The sequence below is a fragment of the Paraburkholderia solisilvae genome, from assembly GCF_902859875.1.
In the GTDB taxonomy this organism is placed as follows: Bacteria; Pseudomonadota; Gammaproteobacteria; order Burkholderiales; family Burkholderiaceae; genus Paraburkholderia; species Paraburkholderia solisilvae.
This window is the reverse complement of the sequence record NZ_CADIKF010000042.1, coordinates 19,397-37,897: the sequence shown is the minus strand read 5'-3', so window position 1 is coordinate 37,897 and position 18,501 is coordinate 19,397. Positions and strand designations below refer to the sequence as shown.

The following is an 18,501-nucleotide window of genomic DNA, read 5'->3' as shown; positions in this document are numbered from 1 at the left end:
TCAACCTGATCTGTCTGCGGACCTGTGTGGTGGAGGTAAGCGGGATCGAACCGCTGACCTCTTGCATGCCATGCAAGCGCTCTCCCAGCTGAGCTATACCCCCTTGCAGAACAGAAGCGAGATTGTAGTCATCAAATCTGGCTTTGTAAATACCCTTGTTTTCGCGATTCGAAGAGCCGCACTGCGCGCCACGCGCATTAACGCGCACTGCGCAGCAGCAGCCGACACCGCTCAGCCCAGCACCTTACCGATGCGGCTCACCACCACGTCGCGGCCGAACAGCATCAGCACGCTGTCGATCGACGGCGTATGCGTGGTGCCGGCCACCAGCAGACGCACCGGCATCGCGAGCTGCGGCATTTTCAGCTTGTGCGCGGTCAGCACCGCCTTCATCGCCGCGGCGATCGCCTCCTTGGTCCACTCGACGGTTTTCAGCGCGCCGGCGAGCTCCGCGAGTGCCGGGCGCACCGCATCGGTCACGTGCTGCGCGAGCGCTTCCGGCTCCGGATTCGGCTCGCGATAGAACATCGCCGCGTTATCCGCGATGTCCTTCACCGTCGACGCCCGGTCCTTCAGCAGCCCGACCACCGCCGTCAGGTCCGCACCTTTCGCAAGTGCCGCGTCGTCGATATCGAGTGCCGCGAAGAACGGCTTCGCGAGCGCCGCGAGGCGTGCGTTGTCGGCTTCCTTGATGTAGTGGTTATTCAGCCAGTTGAGCTTGTCGTGATCGTACTGCGCGGGCGACTTGCCGAGATGGTCGAGATCGAACCATTCGATCAGTTGCTCGCGCGAAAAGATTTCGGCGTCGCCGTGCGACCAGCCGAGCCGCGCGAGATAGTTCAGCACCGCCTCGGGCAGGTAGCCGGCATCGCGATAGCCCATCACGCTCATCGCGCCGTGGCGCTTGCTCATCTTTTCGCCCTGCTCGTTCAGCACGGTCGGCAGGTGCGCGTAGACGGGCACGTCGCCGCCCAGCGCACGCAGGATGTTGATCTGGCGCGGCGTGTTGTTCACGTGATCGTCGCCGCGAATCACGTGCGTGATGCGCATGTCGAGATCGTCGACGACCACGCAGAAGTTGTACGTCGGCGTGCCGTCCGGGCGCGCGATGACGAGGTCGTCGAGTTCCTCGTTCGAGATCTCGACGCGCCCCTTCACCGCGTCGTCCCACGCGACCACGCCCGTGAGCGGATTGCGAAAGCGCATCACCGGCTGCACGCCCGCCGGCGGCGTCGGCAGCACCTTGCCCGGCTCGGGGCGCCACGTGCCGTCATAGCGCGGCTTGAGGCCCGCCGCGCGCTGCCGGTCGCGCAGCGCGTCGAGTTCTTCGGTCGACATGTAGCACGGGTATGCGAGGCCCTGCTCCATCATCTGCTGCAGCACGTCGCGATAGCGGTCCATGCGCTGCATCTGATAGAACGGACCCTCGTCGAAATCGAGACCGAGCCACGCCATGCCTTCGAGGATCGCGTCCACCGATTCCGACGTGGAGCGCTCGAGATCCGTATCTTCGATACGCAGAATGAACACGCCCTTCGACTTGCGCGCGAACGCCCACGGGTACAGCGCGGAGCGGATATTGCCGAGATGGATGAAGCCGGTGGGGCTCGGTGCGAAGCGGGTGCGAACAGGAGCGGTCATGGACGGTTACTCGAAAGCGGATGCCGGCATACGGCGACGGTCGCATGCGGTGTGAAATTCGGAAAGGCGAATTATACGGCGTGGAGCAGAAAAAACGGCTTTAGAAGCCAATCTGCTTGTGTGGCAGGCTGCGTGTTGAGCAGATTCTGCGTGAGCTGCAGACCGATCGTGCGTCCCAGGCAGATTCTGCAATCGCGGCAAGCCGATCCGCGTGTCGAACAGATGCTCCACAGATGTTTTGTCGCGCCGCCGAAGCGTTGATTTATGATGTGCGCCGCGGCCGCACGCCGCTGCTGGAGAATTCGTTGAAACAGCCCTCGCCCCGTCTTTCCCGCCGCACCTTTTCGCTGGCCGCGGCGTCCGCCGTCCTGAGCGCCTGCGCGCTGCCCGGCGGCAATCGACAGCCTGAACCTGTCAAACCGTCCGACAGCACCGCGGCAAACACCTCGCCGCCCGTGCCATCGAGCGCGCCTCCCGCCATCAAGCCGCCGCGCCCGCTGCGCGTCGGCCTCGCGCTCGGCGGCGGCGCCGCGCGCGGCTTCGCGCATATCGGGGTGATCAAGGCGCTCGAGGCGCGCAATATTCAGGTCGATCTGATCTGCGGCACGAGCGCGGGCTCGGTGGTCGGCGCGCTCTACGCATCCGGGATGAACGGCTTCGCGCTGAACCGCCTCGCGCTGAAAATGGACGAAGCGTCGATCAGCGACTGGGCGATGCCGTTTCGCACGCGCGGTTTTCTGCAAGGCGTCGCGCTGCAGAACTACCTGAACACGACGCTCGACAATCGGCCGATCGAAAAGATGGCCAAGCCGCTCGGCATCGTCGCGACCGATCTGAACACCGGCCAGCCGATCCTCTTTCAGCGCGGCAATACCGGCATCGCGGTGCGCGCGTCGTGCAGCGTGCCGTCGCTATTCGAGCCGGTGAAAATCGGCGCGCATGAATATGTGGACGGCGGTCTCGTGAGCCCCGTGCCGGCGTCGTTCGCGCGCCGCATGGGCGCCGACTTCGTGATCGCCGTCGATATTTCCGCACGGCCCGAAACCGCCCTGACGGCCAGTTCGTTCGACGTGCTGATGCAGACGTTCACGATCATGGGTCAAACCATCAAGGCGTACGAACTCGACAAGTACGCGGACGTCGTGATCCGTCCGAATCTCGCGGCGATGAGCGGCAGCGACTTCGGGCAGCGCAACGCGGCGATTCTCGCCGGCGAGGAAGCGGTGGCGAGGATCATGCCGGAACTGCAGCGCAAGCTCGCCGCGAGCCGCGTCGCGGCGTGAGTTCGCGCGACACCGACTCGCAGGGCGCGGGTCGCTCTCGTGCCGCACAGTGGCTTTGTGCAGTCACGACGCGCAGAGACAATCCGCGGTTACCCCGCGCAGTGGGCCGACGCGATTAGCCCACAGTTACCCGCGTTAGCCCATAAACGCGGCATCAAAACGAAAGGCCCGCTTCCGGCCGATTTCCGGAAAGCGGGCCTTTCAGTATTCGAACAACGCGCTGCCGTTACACAGACAGCGGTGCGGCATCCGTCAGTTACTGCCGCCGATCGTTGCGCTCACGCGTTGACGCAAATCTTGCTGCTGCGCCGGCGAGAACGACGTCTCGACGCGGCGCGCGCCGGTGAAACGCTTTTCCCAATACGCGTCATCCATGTCGTCGACACGGATCGTGCTGCCGGTGGACGGCGAGTGCACAAACTTGTTGTCGCCGATATAGATGCCGACGTGCGAGAACGTGCGGCGCATCGTGTTGAAGAACACCAGATCGCCCGGCTTCAGATCCGCCACGCGAACCTTCTCGCCGACGCGGCTCATTTCTTCCGCGCGGCGCGGCAGCGCGAGGCCCAGCGTGTCCTGGAACACGTAGCGCACGAAACCGCTGCAATCGAGGCCGGAATCCGGCGATGTGCCGCCCCAGCGGTAGCGCACGCCGATCATGTTCAGCGCGCCGACCACGACGTCGCCCGCCTTGCCGGCCACACCCGACAGGAACGAGCGGGCGCCGCTTTCGGGGCTCGGCGGCGCGTCGTTCGATGCGGCCGAGGCACGGGAAGAAGGGGAAGGAAGCTGGAGAGTCGATCCGGCGCCCGCGAAGCTGGCGGGCGTCGAAAAGTTGGCATTCTGGTTAAAGCTGCTTACTTCGTCGGCGAATGCGCCGGGAGCTGCCGCCATCAGTACGCCAATGAACATCCCGGCGACGACGCGCGTACAAGCCTGGGGTAGAGAGCGGTGCTGCATTGGTCGGTAGTTTTTGCCTAAAAATCAGCGGACTAGGAAAAAAGTTTGGTCGATACTAGCCAGTAAGTATTCAAGTGTCAAAAGGAATAGAAAAATACAATTGAGATCGACATACAATTGGTTACAGCGGTGATTTTTCACCACCAGACGCCGCATCGAGCAGCTTTCGGGTGTAAGGGTGCGACGGGGACGCAAAAATTTTCTCAACGTCCCCGCTCTCGACTATGGTTCCGTTTTTCATCACCGCGACCCGATGCGCCATCGCGCCGATCACCGCCAGGTCGTGGCTGATAAATATGAAGCCGAGGTTATATTTCTGCTGCAGCCCGGCGAGCAGCTTCAGCACCTGCTGCTGGATCGACACGTCGAGCGCGCTGGTCGGTTCGTCGAGAATCAGGATGCGCGGCTCCAGCACCAGCGAGCGCGCAATCGCGATCCGCTGACGCTGGCCGCCCGAGAATTCGTGCGGATAGCGGTACAGCGCGGTGCGGTCGATGCCGACCTCGCGCAGCACCGCGATCACCTTCTCGCGCCGCGCCGCCGCGTCGAGCTGCGGCCGGTGCAGCGCGAGCCCCTCGCCGACGATCCGCTCGATCGTATGGCGCGGCGACAGCGAGCTGAACGGGTCCTGAAACACCACCTGCAGGTTCGAGCGCAGCACCGTCTGTTCGCGGCCGCGATAGCTGGCGAGCGCCCGGCCCTGAAACTCGATCGCGCCCTGCACGGTGCGCTGCAGCCCAAGCAGGGCCATCGCGAGCGTCGACTTGCCGGACCCCGACTCGCCGACGATGCCGAGCGTCTCGCCCTGACGCACCCTCACCGTCGCGGCGTCGACCGCGCGAAACCGTCCGGCGCGCAGCCACCCGGCAAAGCCCGGCAGCTTCGTCCTGAAATCGACCGACACGTCGCGCGCGTCGAGCAGTACCGGCGCGATCGGCAGCACCGGCACGACCGCGCGTTGCGGACGGCTTTGCAGCAGGCGCTGCGTGTACGGATGCTGCGGCGACGCGAACAGCTGGTCGACCGGACCGCTTTCGACCAGCACGCCCTTCTCCATCACCGCGACCCGCTGCGCGAAATGGCGCACGAGATTCAGATCGTGCGTGATCAGCAGCACGGCCATACCGCGCTTTTCCGCTTCTTCGCGCTGCAGGTCGAGCAGCAGTTCGACGATCTGCGCGCGGATCGTCACATCGAGCGCGGTGGTCGGTTCGTCGGCGAGCAGAAGACGCGGCCGGCAGGCGAGCGCCATCGCGATCATCGCGCGCTGCCGCTGCCCGCCCGACAGCTGATGCGGGTAGCTATTGACGCGCGTGCCGGGCTCCGCGATGCCGGTGCGGCCGAGCAACTCGACCGCGCGCTTGCGCGCCTCGGCGGACGATACGCCGTCGTGCAGCACGATGGTTTCCGCGATCTGCTCGCCGATCGAATAGAGCGGGTTGAGCGCGGTCATCGGCTCCTGGAAGATCATCGCGATTGCCGAGCCGCGCAGCCCGCGCATTTCGCGCTCGCTTTTCGCGAGCAGGTCCTCGCCGTTGAAACGGATCGCGCCGCTCGTGTGCGCATCCTGCAGCAGACGCAGGATCGACAGCGCGGTCACGCTCTTGCCCGAGCCGGACTCGCCGACCAGCGCGACGCGTTCGCCGCGCGCAATCGAAAACGACACGTCGTTGACCGCGGCCGTTTCGTGGGTTCCGTCAAACGATACGCGCAGGTGCTCGACTTCAAGCAGCGGCGTATCGGCGTCGTGGCTCGGCAGCGCGTTGCCCGCCGTGTTGCTGGCCATCTCGCTCACTGGTTGCCTCCGGCGCGCATCGCATCGGACAGACGTGTATCGAGCGCATTGCGCAACGCGTCGCCCATAAACGTCAGCAGCAGCAGCGTGATGACCAGCACGCAAAACGTGGACAGCGAAATCCACCACGCGTCGAGGTTCGCCTTGCCCTGCGACAGCAGTTCGCCGAGACTCGGCGTCGGCGGCGGCACGCCCAGGCCGAGAAAATCGAGGCTCGTCAGCGCGAGAATCGCGCCGCTCATGCGGAACGGCAAAAACGTGATGACCGGCGTCAGGCTATTGGGCAGCACATGGCGCCAGATGATCTGCCCGTTCGACAGGCCCATCGCGCGCGCGGCGCGCACGTAGTCCTGCTGGCGGTTGCGCAGAAACTCCGCGCGCACGTAGTCCGACAGGCCGATCCAGCCGAATAGCGAGAGCAGCACGATCAGCAGGATAAAGCCGGGCTCGAAGATCGAGGCGAAGATGATCAGCAGATACAGCTCCGGCAACGCGCTCCAGATTTCAATGAGCCGCTGGCCGATGATGTCGGTCTTGCCGCCGAAAAAGCCTTGCACCGCGCCCGCCAGCACACCGAGCAACGTGCCGATCGCGGTCAGCACCAACGCGAACTCGACCGACACGCGAAAGCCGTACACGAGCCTTGCGAGCAGATCGCGGCCCTGTTCGTCGGTGCCGAACCAGTTGTCGCGCGACGGCGGCGCCGGATTCGGCACCGTCGAGAAGTAGTTCAGCGTGTCGTAGTAGTACGGATTCGGCGGATAGACCGCGAAGTTGCCGTTCAGCTCGAAGCGATGCCGGATGTACGGGTCGAGATAATCGGCGGGCGTCGGGAAGTCGCCGCCGAAGGTCGTTTCCGGATAGTTCTTGAAGAGCGGAAAATACAGATGCCCGTCGTAGCGAACCACGAGCGGCTTGTCGTTGCACCAGAGCGGCGCGGCCAGACTCGCCGCGAAGATGACGACAAATACGATCAGGCTCCAGTAGCCGAGCCGCTGCTGTTTGAAACGCTGCCACACGCGGCGCGTTGGCGTTGGCGACACGAAGGCGCGCACGGGCGTATCGCGCGAGATCGGTTCGGCATCGGTACGGACGCGGCTCAAATCAGCGCTCCATTTGTTCGAATTGAATGCGCGGGTCGACCCACACATAGCAGAGATCGGAAATCAGCTTGGTCGCAAGGCCGATCAGCGTGAACAGATACAACGTGCCGAGCACGACCGGATAGTCGCGCCGCATCACCGATTCATACGACAGCAGACCCAGCCCGTCGAGCGAGAACAGCGTTTCGATCAGCAGGCTGCCGGTGAAGAACGCGCCGATGAACGCCGCCGGAAAACCGACGATAAGCGGCAGCAGCGCATTGCGGAAAATGTGCTTCCACAGTACGCGCCGCTCGGACAGCCCTTTCGCGCGCGCGGTCAACACGTATTGCTTGCGAATCTCGTCGAGGAAGGCGTTCTTGGTCAGCATCGTCACCACCGCGAAGCTGCCGACCACCGACGCGACGATCGGCAACGTGATGTGCCACAGATAGTCGAGAATCTTGCCGCCGACGCTCAGTTGATCCCAGTTGTCCGACACGAGATTGCGCAGCGGAAAGAGCTGCAGAAAGCTGCCGCCGCCAAACAATACGAGCAGCAGCACGCCGAGCACGAAGCCTGGAATTGCGTAGCCGATCAGCACGACGAGGCTCGTCGCAACGTCGAAGTGCGAGCCGTTGCGCACCGCCTTCGCGATGCCGAGCGGGATGGAGATCAGATAGGTCAGGAAAAACGTCCACAGCCCGATGCTGATCGACACCGGCAGCTTCGATACGATCAGCGACCAGACGCTCTGGTGGCGAAAATAACTCTGCCCGAGATCGAAACGCGCGAAACGCTTGAGCATCAGCCCGTAGCGTTCGAGCGGCGGCTTGTCGAAGCCGTATAGCGCCTTCAGTTGCGCGACCTGCTGCGCGTCGACGCCGCTATGCGCGCGCAGCCCGAACGGCGTGCCGCCTTCCGCGCTATTCCTGCGCAATTCATGCACGGCCTGCTCGACCGGGCCGCCCGGCACGAACTGGATCACGATAAAGGTGACCGTCAGCACGCCAAGCAGCGTCGGGATCATGAGCAGCAGACGTTTGAGGATGTAGCTCCACATGGCGGCAATCCGGTGCGGTAATAAGTCGGTCGATCGAAAGGCTAGCTGCTCGGTTGCGTAACGGCGACGTCACGCCGGGTTGCGCATGGTTAGCTCGTGGTCGACATCGCGCGGCGCGCTAGTGCGCGGCCTGCGCTGGTGTCGCCGTTTGCGCGACGGGTTGGGCTGCGGGTTGGTTTGCCGGTTGTGCGGTCTGCGGCGGCGCGAACCACCACATCGACACGATCCACCCTTCCGCCGAATAGTACAGCGGCAAGGTCTGCGGCCACGCGAGTCCGCGCTTGTAGGCAACGCGATGCGTCGCGCTATACCACTGCGGCACCACATAGTAACCATGCAGCAGCACACGGTCGAGCGCGTGCGTCGCATCGGTCAACTGCTCGAGCGTTTGCGCACCGACGAGCGCACGCAGAATCGCATCGATCGCCGGCACCTTCAGCCCGATCAGATTGCCCGAGCCCGGCTCATCCGCGGCCTTGCTGCCGAAGCGGTCGACCATATCCGCGCCGGGCACCTGCACATCCGGATAGCGCAGCGTCGTCACATCGAAATCGAACGCATCGAGACGCTTCTGATAAACCGCAAAATCGGCCACCCGCACGCGCGCCGTAATACCGAGCTTTTGCAGGTTACGCAGATACGGCGCGATCACCGGCTCGAAACTCTGCGCGGAGCCGGAGTCGTCGAGAATCTCGAACTGGAACGGCTCGCCCTTCGCATTGCGCAACGCGCCGTCGCGGTACGTCCAGCCCGCTTGCGCGAGCAGCGAGCGCGCTTTCAGCAGATTCGCGCGCAGCGAACCGGGCGCGTCGGTATCCGGCTGCTTCGGCGGCAAGCCGAATACCGCCGGGCCGAGTTGCGCGCGCCACGGGTCGAGCAGCTTCAGCTCGCCCGGCGACGGCAGCCCTTTCGCCTGCCATTGCGTGTTGACGAAAAAGCTGTCGATCCGCTTGTACTGGTTGTAAAACAGTTGCCGGTCGAGCCATTGAAAATCGAGCGCGAGATCGAGCGCCTCGCGCACGCGCACATCCTGGAACAGCGGCCGCCGCTGGTTCAAAATGAAGCCCTGCATGCCGGTGCCGTTGTGCTGCACGAACTCGCGCTTGATCAGTTCACCGTCGTCGAACTTCTTGCCGACGTCGCGGCGCACCCAGCTGCGCGCGACATATTCGACGAGCACGTCGTACTCGCCCGCCTTGAAGGCCTCGAGACGCGCGGTCGGGTCGCCGTAGAGCTTGTACTGGAGGCGCTCGAAGTTGAACATGCCGATCCGCACCGGCAGCGCCGCACCCCAGTAGTTCGGATCGCGCCTGTAGGTGATGTTGCGGCCGTTGTCGTATTGCTCGATCAGATACGGCCCGCTGCCGATCGGCTTTTCGAAAGCGAGCTGATCGAACCGCGTGCGGCTGCCGTCGGGCTTCATCCCCCACTTGTGCGAAAACACCGGCATGCTGCCCGCGAGCAGCGGCAACTCGCGGTCGCGCTGACGGAACTCGAAGCGGATCGTGCTCGGGTCGACCACCACCGCGCGCGTGATGTCCGCGAAATACGCCGCAAATTGCGGCGCCGCCTGCGGGCTTTTCAGCGTATCGAATGAAAACTTCACGTCGGCGGCGGTCACCGGATCGCCGTTCGAAAAGTGCGCGTGAGGATTGATGTGGAAGGTGGTCGATAAGCCATCGGCCGCGACGTTGATGTCGTCCGCAAGCAGGCCGTATGCGGATGCGACTTCGTCCGAACTGCCGGTCGTCAGGCTCTCGAACAGCAAGTCGATGCCCGGCGCCGCATTGCCGCGCAGCGTGAACGGATTGAACTTGTCGAAGCTCGTCATGCGGCCCGGGTTGGCGAGCACGAGCGTGCCGCCCTTCGGCGCGTCCGGGTTCACATAGTCGAAGTGCTTGAAGTCCGGCGGGTATTTGGGCTCGCCGTATTGCGCGATCGCATACGCGGCGAAAGACTGCTGTGCCGTCAGCAGCGTCGTGAAGAGCGCGCCGCCAAGCATGGCGGCCCGCGTGATGCGCGACACGGTGCGCTGCTCGACCCGGGCCGCATATGACGCGTCGTGCCGCTTCGCGTTTCGCGTCACACCCTGTCCATTCGACAGCAAACGAATCACCCTACGCAACTTCTCGCAAAATGGTTCAGGCAGTCGTATGGCAAGCGTCATGGGAGCCTTATCGGGGAACGGGCGGTTGCAATGTGAGAGAATTCTACTCAAAATCCTGCGCGCGCCCGTTCAACCGGGCATGCAACGCACCGACCTCATTAGGAGAATCCATGGGCTTCCTCGCTGGCAAACGTATCCTGCTGACCGGCTTGCTGTCGAATCGTTCCATCGCCTACGGCATCGCGCAGGCCTGCAAGCGCGAAGGCGCCGAGCTCGCATTCACGTACGTCGGCGAGCGCTTCAAGGACCGCATCACCGAATTCGCGACCGAGTTCGGCAGCAACCTGGTGTTTCCGTGCGACGTCGCCGACGATGCGCAAATCGACGCGCTGTTCGCGTCGTTAAAGCAGCATTGGGACGGCCTCGACGGCCTCGTGCATTCGATCGGCTTCGCGCCGCGCGAGGCTATCGCGGGCGACTTCCTCGAAGGCGTCACACGCGAAAACTTCCGCATTGCGCACGATATTTCGGCGTACAGCTTCGCCGCACTCGCGAAGGCCGCGCAGCCGATGCTGTCGAACGACGCCGCGCTGCTCACGCTGACCTACCTCGGCTCCGAGCGCGCCATTCCGAACTACAACACGATGGGCCTCGCGAAGGCGTCGCTCGAAGCGAGCGTGCGTTATCTCGCGGTGTCGCTCGGCGGCAAGGGCGTGCGCGTGAACGGCATTTCGGCCGGCCCGATCAAGACGCTCGCGGCAAGCGGCATCAAAGGCTTCAGCAAGATTCTCGACTTCGTCGAAGACAACGCGCCGCTCAAGCGCAATGTGACGATCGAACAGGTCGGCAATACCGCGGCGTTCCTGCTGTCGGAACTGGCGGCCGGCGTCACCGCGGAGATCGTGCACGTCGACAGCGGCTTTAACGCGGTGGTGGGCGGGATGGCGGCGGTTGCGGAGTAATGGCCGAAGCGTCGCCGCACTGATCGAGAGGCTGCGCAAGCCGTTGCGGACGCAACGGGTATCAAAAGAAAAACCGCCCGTAGGGCGGTTTTTTGCTAGTCGACTCGAAGCGTGCGATGCGCGGCCTTACTTATCGTGCCGCGCGCTCACGACTTTTTAATGCCAGTGACCATCATGGCCATGGTCGTGGCCGTGATACCCGCCGTGGTATCCGCCATGACGGCGATTCCACTCGTCACGGCCCCAGTAGCGGTGGCCATCCCAGTAACGGTCGCCGTGCCAGCCGATAAAGATTGCAGGCCCAGCCACGACCGGAACCGGTTGATACACGACCGGCGGAGGCGGCGGTGCATACACCGGAGCCGGTGCGACGTAGACAGGTGCGGGAACGCCGAGGTTGACCCCGATATGCACTCCTCCAGCCATCGCCGCGCTCGAAGCGCCAATTGCGAGCGCACCTACCAGGAACGGAACAAGACGCGTGGTCTTCATGTGTTCACCTATTTTGCGAGTGTGTGTTCGTGTTTCGTTTTGTCGACTACCTGCGTCTCAATATAACAAACGGACGCTGACTGCATATTTCAACTTTGTAATAACTGATGCATAAGATCGCGTCTTTGTGCCGCCTGTAACGTTCAGTTACAGGCGACAGCATTTCGTGACGCAACGGCACGACGCAGCCGTTGCCGACTTATCGGCAGCAACCGCAAAAACTTGACAGTCCGCTTGCACGAAGCATAGCGATATCGTTGCAGCGTCTGGCCTCATTCCTTGCCTCGCCCGCTGGCAGCATGCGTTCGCATGTTGCGCAAAACGCCTTGAATTCAGGCCTCGCACGCGCATCGGAGCGAATCGCGGTCGCTGCGAAACCACCTGGTAATCCCAGGTAATCGATCATTTGCGCGCGGGTCGGCATGTTGCACATGTCGCTCGTGTGACTCGACGAACGCGATGCGCGAATACAAAAGCAGATGTCGCAAGCGCGCGACAAAAACGGACCGATCAGGCTGCAACGTCAAACCGCAAGGACGAAAAAATCAAATGCATTAAAAAACAAAACCCCGTAAGTCCGAGAACTTACGGGGTTCCACCGCCATTCCTGGCGGAGACGGAGGGATTCGAACCCTCGATCCAGGTTTTGGCCCAGATGCTCCCTTAGCAGGGGAGTGCCTTCGACCTCTCGGCCACGTCTCCCAAACCTTCGCTCGCGCCAGGGAGGCAGCGCGACGAAGCCAAGATAATAGCGGGTTCACGATGACAGGTCAATTTCCCTGGCACAATTTTTATGCCAGTGATGTCACCGCACTGTCATCGCTCAAAGCCCGCGCAGACGCCGCCCGAGCCGCATCTCGCCAGACCGGGCGACCCCGTCGGGGCCGAACCGGCGCGATGAGAATCGGCTGAATCTCAGCTGAGATTCGGCCGAGACTCAGCTGAGATTCAGGCCTGATCGAGTTCAAACGCCTTGTGCAATGCGCGCACCGCGAGCTCCATGTACTTCTCGTCGATCAGCACCGAGATCTTGATTTCGGAGGTCGAAATCATCTGGATGTTGATGCCCTCTTCCGACAGCGTGCGGAACATCTTGCTCGCGATGCCGACGTGCGAACGCATGCCGACGCCGACCACCGATACCTTCGACACCTTCGGGTCGCCCAGCACCTGCTCCGCGAAAATATGGCCCTTCACCTGATTCGTGAGGATGTCCATCGCGCGCTGGTAGTCGCCGCGGCCGACCGTGAACGTGAACGCCGTCTTGCCCTCGACGCTCTGATTCTGGATGATCATGTCGACATCGATATTCGCGTCGGCGATCGGGCCGAGAATCTGATACGCGATGCCCGGCTTGTCGGGCACACCCATCACGGCGATGCGGGCTTCGTCCCGCTGGAATGCAATGCCGGAGATGACTGCTTTTTCCATGGTCTCGTCTTCTTCAAAAGTAATCAAAGTACCCGACGCCATTTCCGTTTCGAGCGGCATGAGCGGATCGGTCAGGCTCGACAACACGCGCGTCTTCACCTGATATTTGCCGGCGAATTCCACCGAGCGGATCTGCAGGACCTTCGAGCCGAGGCTCGCCATTTCCAGCATTTCCTCGAAGGTCACGCGATCGAGCCGGCGCGCTTCTTCGACGACCCGCGGGTCGGTCGTGTACACGCCGTCGACGTCGGTGTAGATCAGGCACTCGTCCGCCTTCAGCGCCGCTGCCACCGCGACCGCCGACGTATCGGAGCCGCCGCGACCGAGCGTCGTGATATGGCCGTCCGGATCGATGCCCTGGAAGCCGGTGATCACGACCACCTTGCCCGCATCGAGGTCGCGCAGCACGCGCTCGCCGTCGATGTCGCTGATGCGCGCTTTCGTGAACGCGCTATCGGTTTTGACCGGGACTTGCCAGCCGGCGTAGCTGACCGCGTCGACGCCCGCGTCATGCAGCGCGATGGACAGCAAACCGACGCTGACCTGTTCGCCGGTCGACGCGATCATGTCGAGCTCGCGCGGGTTCGGCTGAGCGGTGATTTCTTTTGCGAGACCGAGCAGGCGGTTCGTTTCGCCGGACATCGCGGACGGCACCACGACCATCCGGTGGCCGGCCTGGTGCCATTTCGCGACTCGCTTCGCGACGTTCTTGATGCGCTCGACCGAGCCCATCGAGGTGCCGCCGTATTTGTGTACGATGAGTGCCATTGTCGTTCTAAACGGTAGGGAGAAGCTAAGGCACGCGCCGCCGTGCACGCTGAAAACCGTCCGCACAAGCTGGAAGCACAACGTTCGGGAACGACGGCAAGATGTGCGGCGCAGAGTCAGCGCGTGCGCGCCACGCGCGATTTGCCCTTCACCCGCTTTTCACGATGTTCCGGTGGCAGGACCAGGCCGGATGCGGCCGGGGTCGATCAGTTCGAACAGGCGGCAAGCGCAGCGCGCCTTCCGGGACCGGCAGTCACACCGCGCTTGAGTTCACGCCCGGGTTCACACCTGGGTGTGCGCGATGGTCCACGCCTGGCCTCACACTTTTGGCCTCACACTTCGCCCCCGCACTGCGCCGCTCATCTCGCTCCCCGCTCTTCGCTCACGATACGAACCCTGTAGGACTCGACGTGCCGGTGATGAAGCGGCTGAAGCGCGCTCGTGGTACTGGCGGACCGTGCGCGTGACACGTGTCGCGGTGATGTTTCGCCGTGACGTGTCGTGGTGATGTGTCGCGGTGATGTGTGAATCGCAACCTTGAACTGAAAACTCGACCGCGAGGCGCCGAAAAACGCGTAAGAAGCGGGTCGGGCAAACAAGATACCCTACCTGAAGCGACGCGAATTGACAAGTCTGGAACGCCGCAAACGCTTGTGCGCAAAGGATTTATGGGGAATTTACAAGCGCGATTGGCGGTTGCGATTGGTGGTTGCGATTGGTGGTTGCGATTGGTGGTTGCGATTGGCGGTTGCGGCGGTCTTTGCGGGCCGGTCGTTGCGGCCGGTCTTTGCGGCCGCGGAGCGACCGGCGAGCCGCCGCGAATACGCCGGCAGCCAACCGGCTCGCGCTGCGCTGAACCTGTACGGCGCGGCGATCCGCCCCACCCGTACGCATCACGCAATCAACAGATCCTCGCGCCATTCAATGCGAATCCAGCGGCTCGCGCCCAGGCGGCCGGCGCCCCGGCGGCTCGCAGCGTCAGGCTCGCTCGCGTGCGGCGTGGGGGTTGCCTCGCGCGCATGCCATGCGTCCAATGCCGTCAGGTTCACGCCAAGCAGCGGCACGAACAGCAGCAGATCGCCCGCAAAGAGCAGCGGCACATCGCGCTTCCATGACGGCACGCCCCGCTCCTGGAACAGATTCTTCAGCGTGCGGCTCGACCCATGCGCGTCGCAACGCATGCGCTCGCCGCCGCTGCGAGCGCGCGCGAACAACGGCTGGTTCAGCAATAGCGCAGCGGGAATCGCAACCGGATGATTGACGCCGGCATCCTCCCCGACCGACGAAACGCGGCCCTGGGAATCGCCATCCGGCGCAGCGCCGCTCCCCGCGTCGACAAACACAAACGTGCCGCGCCAGGCTGACAGTCGCCAGACCGCCGCTTCGCCGCGCCAGACCAATTCGGCGACCGGCCGCTCGATCAGCGCGGTCTCGTCGGCCGCGTCGCTGCTGTCGCCCGCCTCCCAATAGATCCGCCCGCGATAGCTGCGCAGCGTCTGGCCGGCGTGATCGACGCGCAAGCCGTGCGCGTCGCGCGCATCGCGCAGCTGCCGCAGCGCATCGGTGAGCCGCGCGGTCGATGCGGCCGGCAGGCCGAGCGTGCGCATCCAGTAGCGCAGCAGGTTCAGCGCGCGTTCGTCATCGAGCGCGACGAGCGCGGCACGCGCGAGCGTCTGTCCATCCGCGCTGGCGGTCGTTTGCATATCGATACGCGCAAGCTCGTCGACGAGACGCTGCGCCGCGCCCGCATGCGCAGCCGTGCGCGCCAGCGCATCGCGAAAGCCGGGAAAGTGCACCGCCAGTTGCGGCAGCACGTGATGACGCAATGCATTGCGCGCAAAGCGCGTATCGGTGTTCGATTCGTCGTCGATCCAGCGCAACGCGCGGCGCCTCGCGTAGTCTTCGAGTTGCGCGCGCAGCAGTTGCAGCAACGGCCGCACACGGGTCACGGCCGCACCGGCCGGCCGGTGCTCGGGCGCCATCGCCGCCAGCCCGGCGAGACCCGCGCCGCGCAGCAATTGCAGCAGCACGGTTTCGGCCTGGTCGTCCGCGTGCTGCGCAAGCCAGATGCGCTGCACCCGTTCGCCGTCGCACAGCGCATCGAGCGCGCGATAGCGCGCATCGCGCGCCGCCGCTTCGAGGCTCACGCCGGCCTCACGCCGCACTTCGACACGCCGCGCCGCGAATGCGACGCCAAGCGTCGCCGCCTGCGCTTCGCAATGCTCGAGCCAGCGGTCGGCATTCGGACTGAGCCCATGATGAATGTGAAACGCGACGCAGCGCTGCGCGCCCGCGACGCGCACGGCCGCATCGAGCAGCACGGTCGAATCGAGGCCGCCGCTGTAGGCGATCGCAATGCGGGTATCGGAAGGCTCGTCGGCAAGCGCAGCGCCGATCGCATCGAGCACGATGCGATCGGTGGAAGGGTCAGCGGGAGTATTCACGACGGTTCACGATGCGTATGAAGACGAGCCCCGAGGATGAGCGCCGAACGGGACCCGCGCGAGACCCACGCGAGACCCGAACACGCTCCGACGGCGAGTCGACGAAACGACCCGCCGGCCACCGACGACGCCTCGGCCACACCCGCGCCCACCCGGACCCGTACGCATTCGCGCCGCGCGTGACGTGTGCACGCGCTGCCGGCTTACGCGTCCGGCGTCGTTTCCTTGAACTTGCCGTACGCCATCAGCCGCTCGAAGCGGCGCTGACGCAGGTCGTTGGCGCTCATGCCCTGGAACTGGCGCAGCGAATCGGCCAGTGCCCGGCGCAGCATCGCGGCCATGCCCTTCGGATCGCGATGCGCGCCGCCGAGCGGTTCATTGACAATCTTGTCAATCAACCCGAGCGCCTTCAGGCGATGCGCGGTCAGACCGAGCGCTTCGGCTGCTTCGGGCGCCTTCGCGGCGCTCTTCCACAGAATCGACGCACAACCTTCCGGCGAGATCACCGAATATGTGGAGAACTGCAGCATCAGCACGCTGTCGCCGACTGCGATAGCCAGCGCGCCGCCCGAGCCGCCTTCACCGATGATCGTCGCGATGATCGGTATTTTCAGCTCGGCCATCACATACAGATTGCGGCCGATCGCTTCCGACTGGCCGCGCTCTTCCGCGCCGATGCCCGGATACGCACCGGGCGTATCGATAAACGTGAAGAGCGGCAAACCGAATTTCTCGGCCACGCGCATCAGGCGCTCGGCCTTGCGATAGCCTTCGGGACGCGGCATGCCGAAATTGCGCAGCGCGCGCTCTTTCGTATCGCGCCCTTTCTGATGGCCGATCACCATGCACGGCTGGCCGTTGAAACGCGCGAGGCCGCCGACGATCGACAGGTCGTCCGCATAGGAGCGGTCGCCGTGCAGTTCGTGGAAATCGGTGAACAGCTCGTTCACATAGTCGAGCGTGTACGGCCGCTGCGGATGACGCGCGATTTGCGACACCTGCCACGGCGACAGGTTCGCATAAAGATCCTTTGTGAGCTGCTGGCTCTTCTTCGACAGCCGCTCGATCTCTTCCGAAATATCGACGGCCGAATCGTCCTGCACGAAGCGCAATTCTTCGATTTTCGCTTCGAGTTCGGCGATGGGCTGTTCGAAATCCAGAAAGGTGGTCTTCATTGGTTTTTAATCCTTCGACTTACCGGCAGCGCGTATTCTAACCGCGCCCGCCTGCGTCAAAACCGTCGCAAAACTATTGAATCTCAAATTCCGATAGCACCCGCTCAAACCCGCTTGCGGCGGGCCGCTGCGAGGTGCGCCGAATCATGACCTCGCGGATGCGGTTCAATACGTGGCACTCGCCCGGGTTCGCCTCGAGCGCATGCACCACTTATTCTTCGGCCGCCAGCGGATCGAGGCTACGCCACATGTACCACGTCGCGACCGTGCGCCACGGTTCCCAGTTCGCAGCCACTTCGCGCGCTTCGCTGCGCGTGACCGGCTCGCCGCTAAAGTAGTTGACGCTGATCGCGCGAATCAGGCCGAGGTCGTCGAGCGGCAACACATCCGGACGCGACAGGTTGAAGATCAGGAACATCTCGGCGGTCCAGCGGCCGATGCCGCGAATCTGCGTGAGCTCCGCGATCACCGCCTCGTCGTCCATCGAGGTCCACTTGCCGACGTGCAACGCGCCGGACACGAAGTGTTGCGCGAGATCGAGAATGTAATCGGTTTTGCGTTTGGACAACCCGCACGCGATCAGCTTCGCCGCACCGAGCTTGATGACCTGCTGCGGCACGAGCCTCGGGCACGCGCTTTCGATACGCTCCCACACCGCCTGCGCGGTCGCGACGGAAATCTGCTGACCGACGACCGAGCGCGCGAGCGTGACGAACGGATCGCCGCGGCTCAGCAGATGCACGGGCCCGAACTTCGGAATCAGCTTCTTCAGGATGCGATCGCGCTTGACGAGATCCGCGCACGCGCGGTCCCAATACGCGGGCCGCGTGACTTCCGGCGCCAGACCGCCGATCTGCACCGGCACCGCGACTTCGGTATCGACGGACGCGCGCGTCGCGCGCACGACCTCGCCGTCGTGCAGCGGATCTGCTGCAAACGTCTGCTCGCTGCCGGCGAGTTCGGCCGGCAACTCGCCGTTGCCCTTCGCGCGCGCACGCGCTGCCTTCGCCGACGGCGGCTGCGCCGGACCGGCCGCGCCGTTCGATGCGCGCCGTGCAGCCGTCTTGCGCGGCGCCGCTGACGCACCGCCTTTTACGGATGCCGAAACAGACTTGCCCGCGGCTTTGGCCGCGCCCTTCGTTGCGCTGTCCGCGCGAGCCGCGGCGCCATCGGTGCGAACCCGTTTGACTGCCGCTGCGGTTCTCGTTTGAGACGCGGCACGTTTAGCCGGCGTCTTCGTGGCCGTTGCCATCCTGCCTCCTGCCTGGCGAATCGATCAGAGGGAAAGACGAGGTGCG

At 64.0% G+C, this 18,501-nt stretch carries 13 protein-coding genes and 2 tRNA genes; 2 read left to right on the top strand and 13 right to left on the bottom strand.

Features of this window, described 5'->3' with window-relative positions; translation table 11 throughout:
• Nucleotides 1-27 precede the first annotated feature (27 nt).
• Nucleotides 28-103 (bottom strand) — tRNA-Ala (locus tag HV675_RS23075).
• A gap of 128 nt (nt 104-231) precedes the next feature.
• Nucleotides 232-1,641 carry a glutamate--tRNA ligase gene (gene gltX / locus HV675_RS23070; protein ID WP_175113523.1) on the bottom strand — a complete coding sequence of 470 codons (1,410 nt, stop codon included), beginning with the start codon at nt 1,639-1,641 and terminating at the stop codon, nt 232-234.
• 233 nt (nt 1,642-1,874) lie between these two features.
• Between gltX and HV675_RS23065 the strand changes: the two genes are divergently transcribed.
• A complete protein-coding gene (locus HV675_RS23065; RefSeq protein ID WP_175113521.1) occupies nt 1,875-2,924 on the top strand; it encodes a patatin-like phospholipase family protein in 1,050 nt (349 codons plus the stop codon).
• Nucleotides 2,925-3,176: 252 nt separating this feature from the next.
• Here HV675_RS23065 and HV675_RS23060 read toward each other — a convergent pair whose 3' ends face one another.
• The 5 genes from HV675_RS23060 to HV675_RS23040 form a co-directional block, all read right to left on the bottom strand.
• On the bottom strand, nt 3,177-3,884 hold the full coding sequence (locus HV675_RS23060) for a C40 family peptidase (protein ID WP_175113518.1): 708 nt from the start codon (nt 3,882-3,884) through the stop codon (nt 3,177-3,179).
• 121 nt (nt 3,885-4,005) lie between these two features.
• Entirely contained in the window at nt 4,006-5,670 is a 1,665-nt protein-coding gene (locus tag HV675_RS23055) for an ABC transporter ATP-binding protein (RefSeq protein ID WP_175113564.1), read from the bottom strand.
• Between the two features lie 5 nt (nt 5,671-5,675).
• A complete protein-coding gene (locus HV675_RS23050; RefSeq protein WP_377700484.1) occupies nt 5,676-6,830 on the bottom strand; it encodes an ABC transporter permease in 1,155 nt (384 codons plus the stop codon).
• Nucleotides 6,784-7,824, bottom strand: a complete 1,041-nt coding sequence (locus HV675_RS23045; protein WP_175113514.1) for a microcin C ABC transporter permease YejB — start codon at nt 7,822-7,824, stop codon at nt 6,784-6,786. Before HV675_RS23045 ends, HV675_RS23050 begins: the two co-directional genes overlap by 47 nt.
• A 118-nt stretch (nt 7,825-7,942) precedes the next feature.
• Nucleotides 7,943-9,826 (bottom strand): extracellular solute-binding protein, encoded by a 1,884-nt coding sequence (locus tag HV675_RS23040; RefSeq protein ID WP_175113562.1) that lies wholly within the window; start codon nt 9,824-9,826, stop codon nt 7,943-7,945.
• Between the two features lie 275 nt (nt 9,827-10,101).
• Between HV675_RS23040 and fabI the strand changes: the two genes are divergently transcribed.
• Nucleotides 10,102-10,893: an enoyl-ACP reductase FabI gene (gene fabI / locus HV675_RS23035; protein ID WP_175113512.1), complete on the top strand. Its 792-nt coding sequence runs from the start codon at nt 10,102-10,104 to the stop codon at nt 10,891-10,893.
• A gap of 156 nt (nt 10,894-11,049) precedes the next feature.
• On the opposite strand, the gene HV675_RS23030 is transcribed toward fabI, so the two are convergent.
• From HV675_RS23030 to HV675_RS23005, 6 genes are all read right to left on the bottom strand, one after another.
• Nucleotides 11,050-11,385 (bottom strand): hypothetical protein, encoded by a 336-nt coding sequence (locus HV675_RS23030; RefSeq protein WP_175113510.1) that lies wholly within the window; start codon nt 11,383-11,385, stop codon nt 11,050-11,052.
• Nucleotides 11,386-11,993: 608 nt separating this feature from the next.
• Nucleotides 11,994-12,087, bottom strand: a tRNA-Ser gene (locus HV675_RS23025).
• Nucleotides 12,088-12,333: 246 nt separating this feature from the next.
• Nucleotides 12,334-13,584: an aspartate kinase gene (locus HV675_RS23020; protein ID WP_175113508.1), complete on the bottom strand. Its 1,251-nt coding sequence runs from the start codon at nt 13,582-13,584 to the stop codon at nt 12,334-12,336.
• 893 nt (nt 13,585-14,477) lie between these two features.
• Entirely contained in the window at nt 14,478-16,028 is a 1,551-nt protein-coding gene (gene tilS, locus HV675_RS23015) for a tRNA lysidine(34) synthetase TilS (RefSeq protein WP_175113506.1), read from the bottom strand.
• Between the two features lie 203 nt (nt 16,029-16,231).
• On the bottom strand, nt 16,232-17,203 hold the full coding sequence (locus HV675_RS23010; RefSeq protein ID WP_175113503.1) for an acetyl-CoA carboxylase carboxyltransferase subunit alpha: 972 nt from the start codon (nt 17,201-17,203) through the stop codon (nt 16,232-16,234).
• 211 nt (nt 17,204-17,414) lie between these two features.
• Nucleotides 17,415-18,455 carry a DNA-3-methyladenine glycosylase family protein gene (locus HV675_RS23005; RefSeq protein WP_175113501.1) on the bottom strand — a complete coding sequence of 347 codons (1,041 nt, stop codon included), beginning with the start codon at nt 18,453-18,455 and terminating at the stop codon, nt 17,415-17,417.
• Nucleotides 18,456-18,501: the final 46 nt, after the last annotated feature.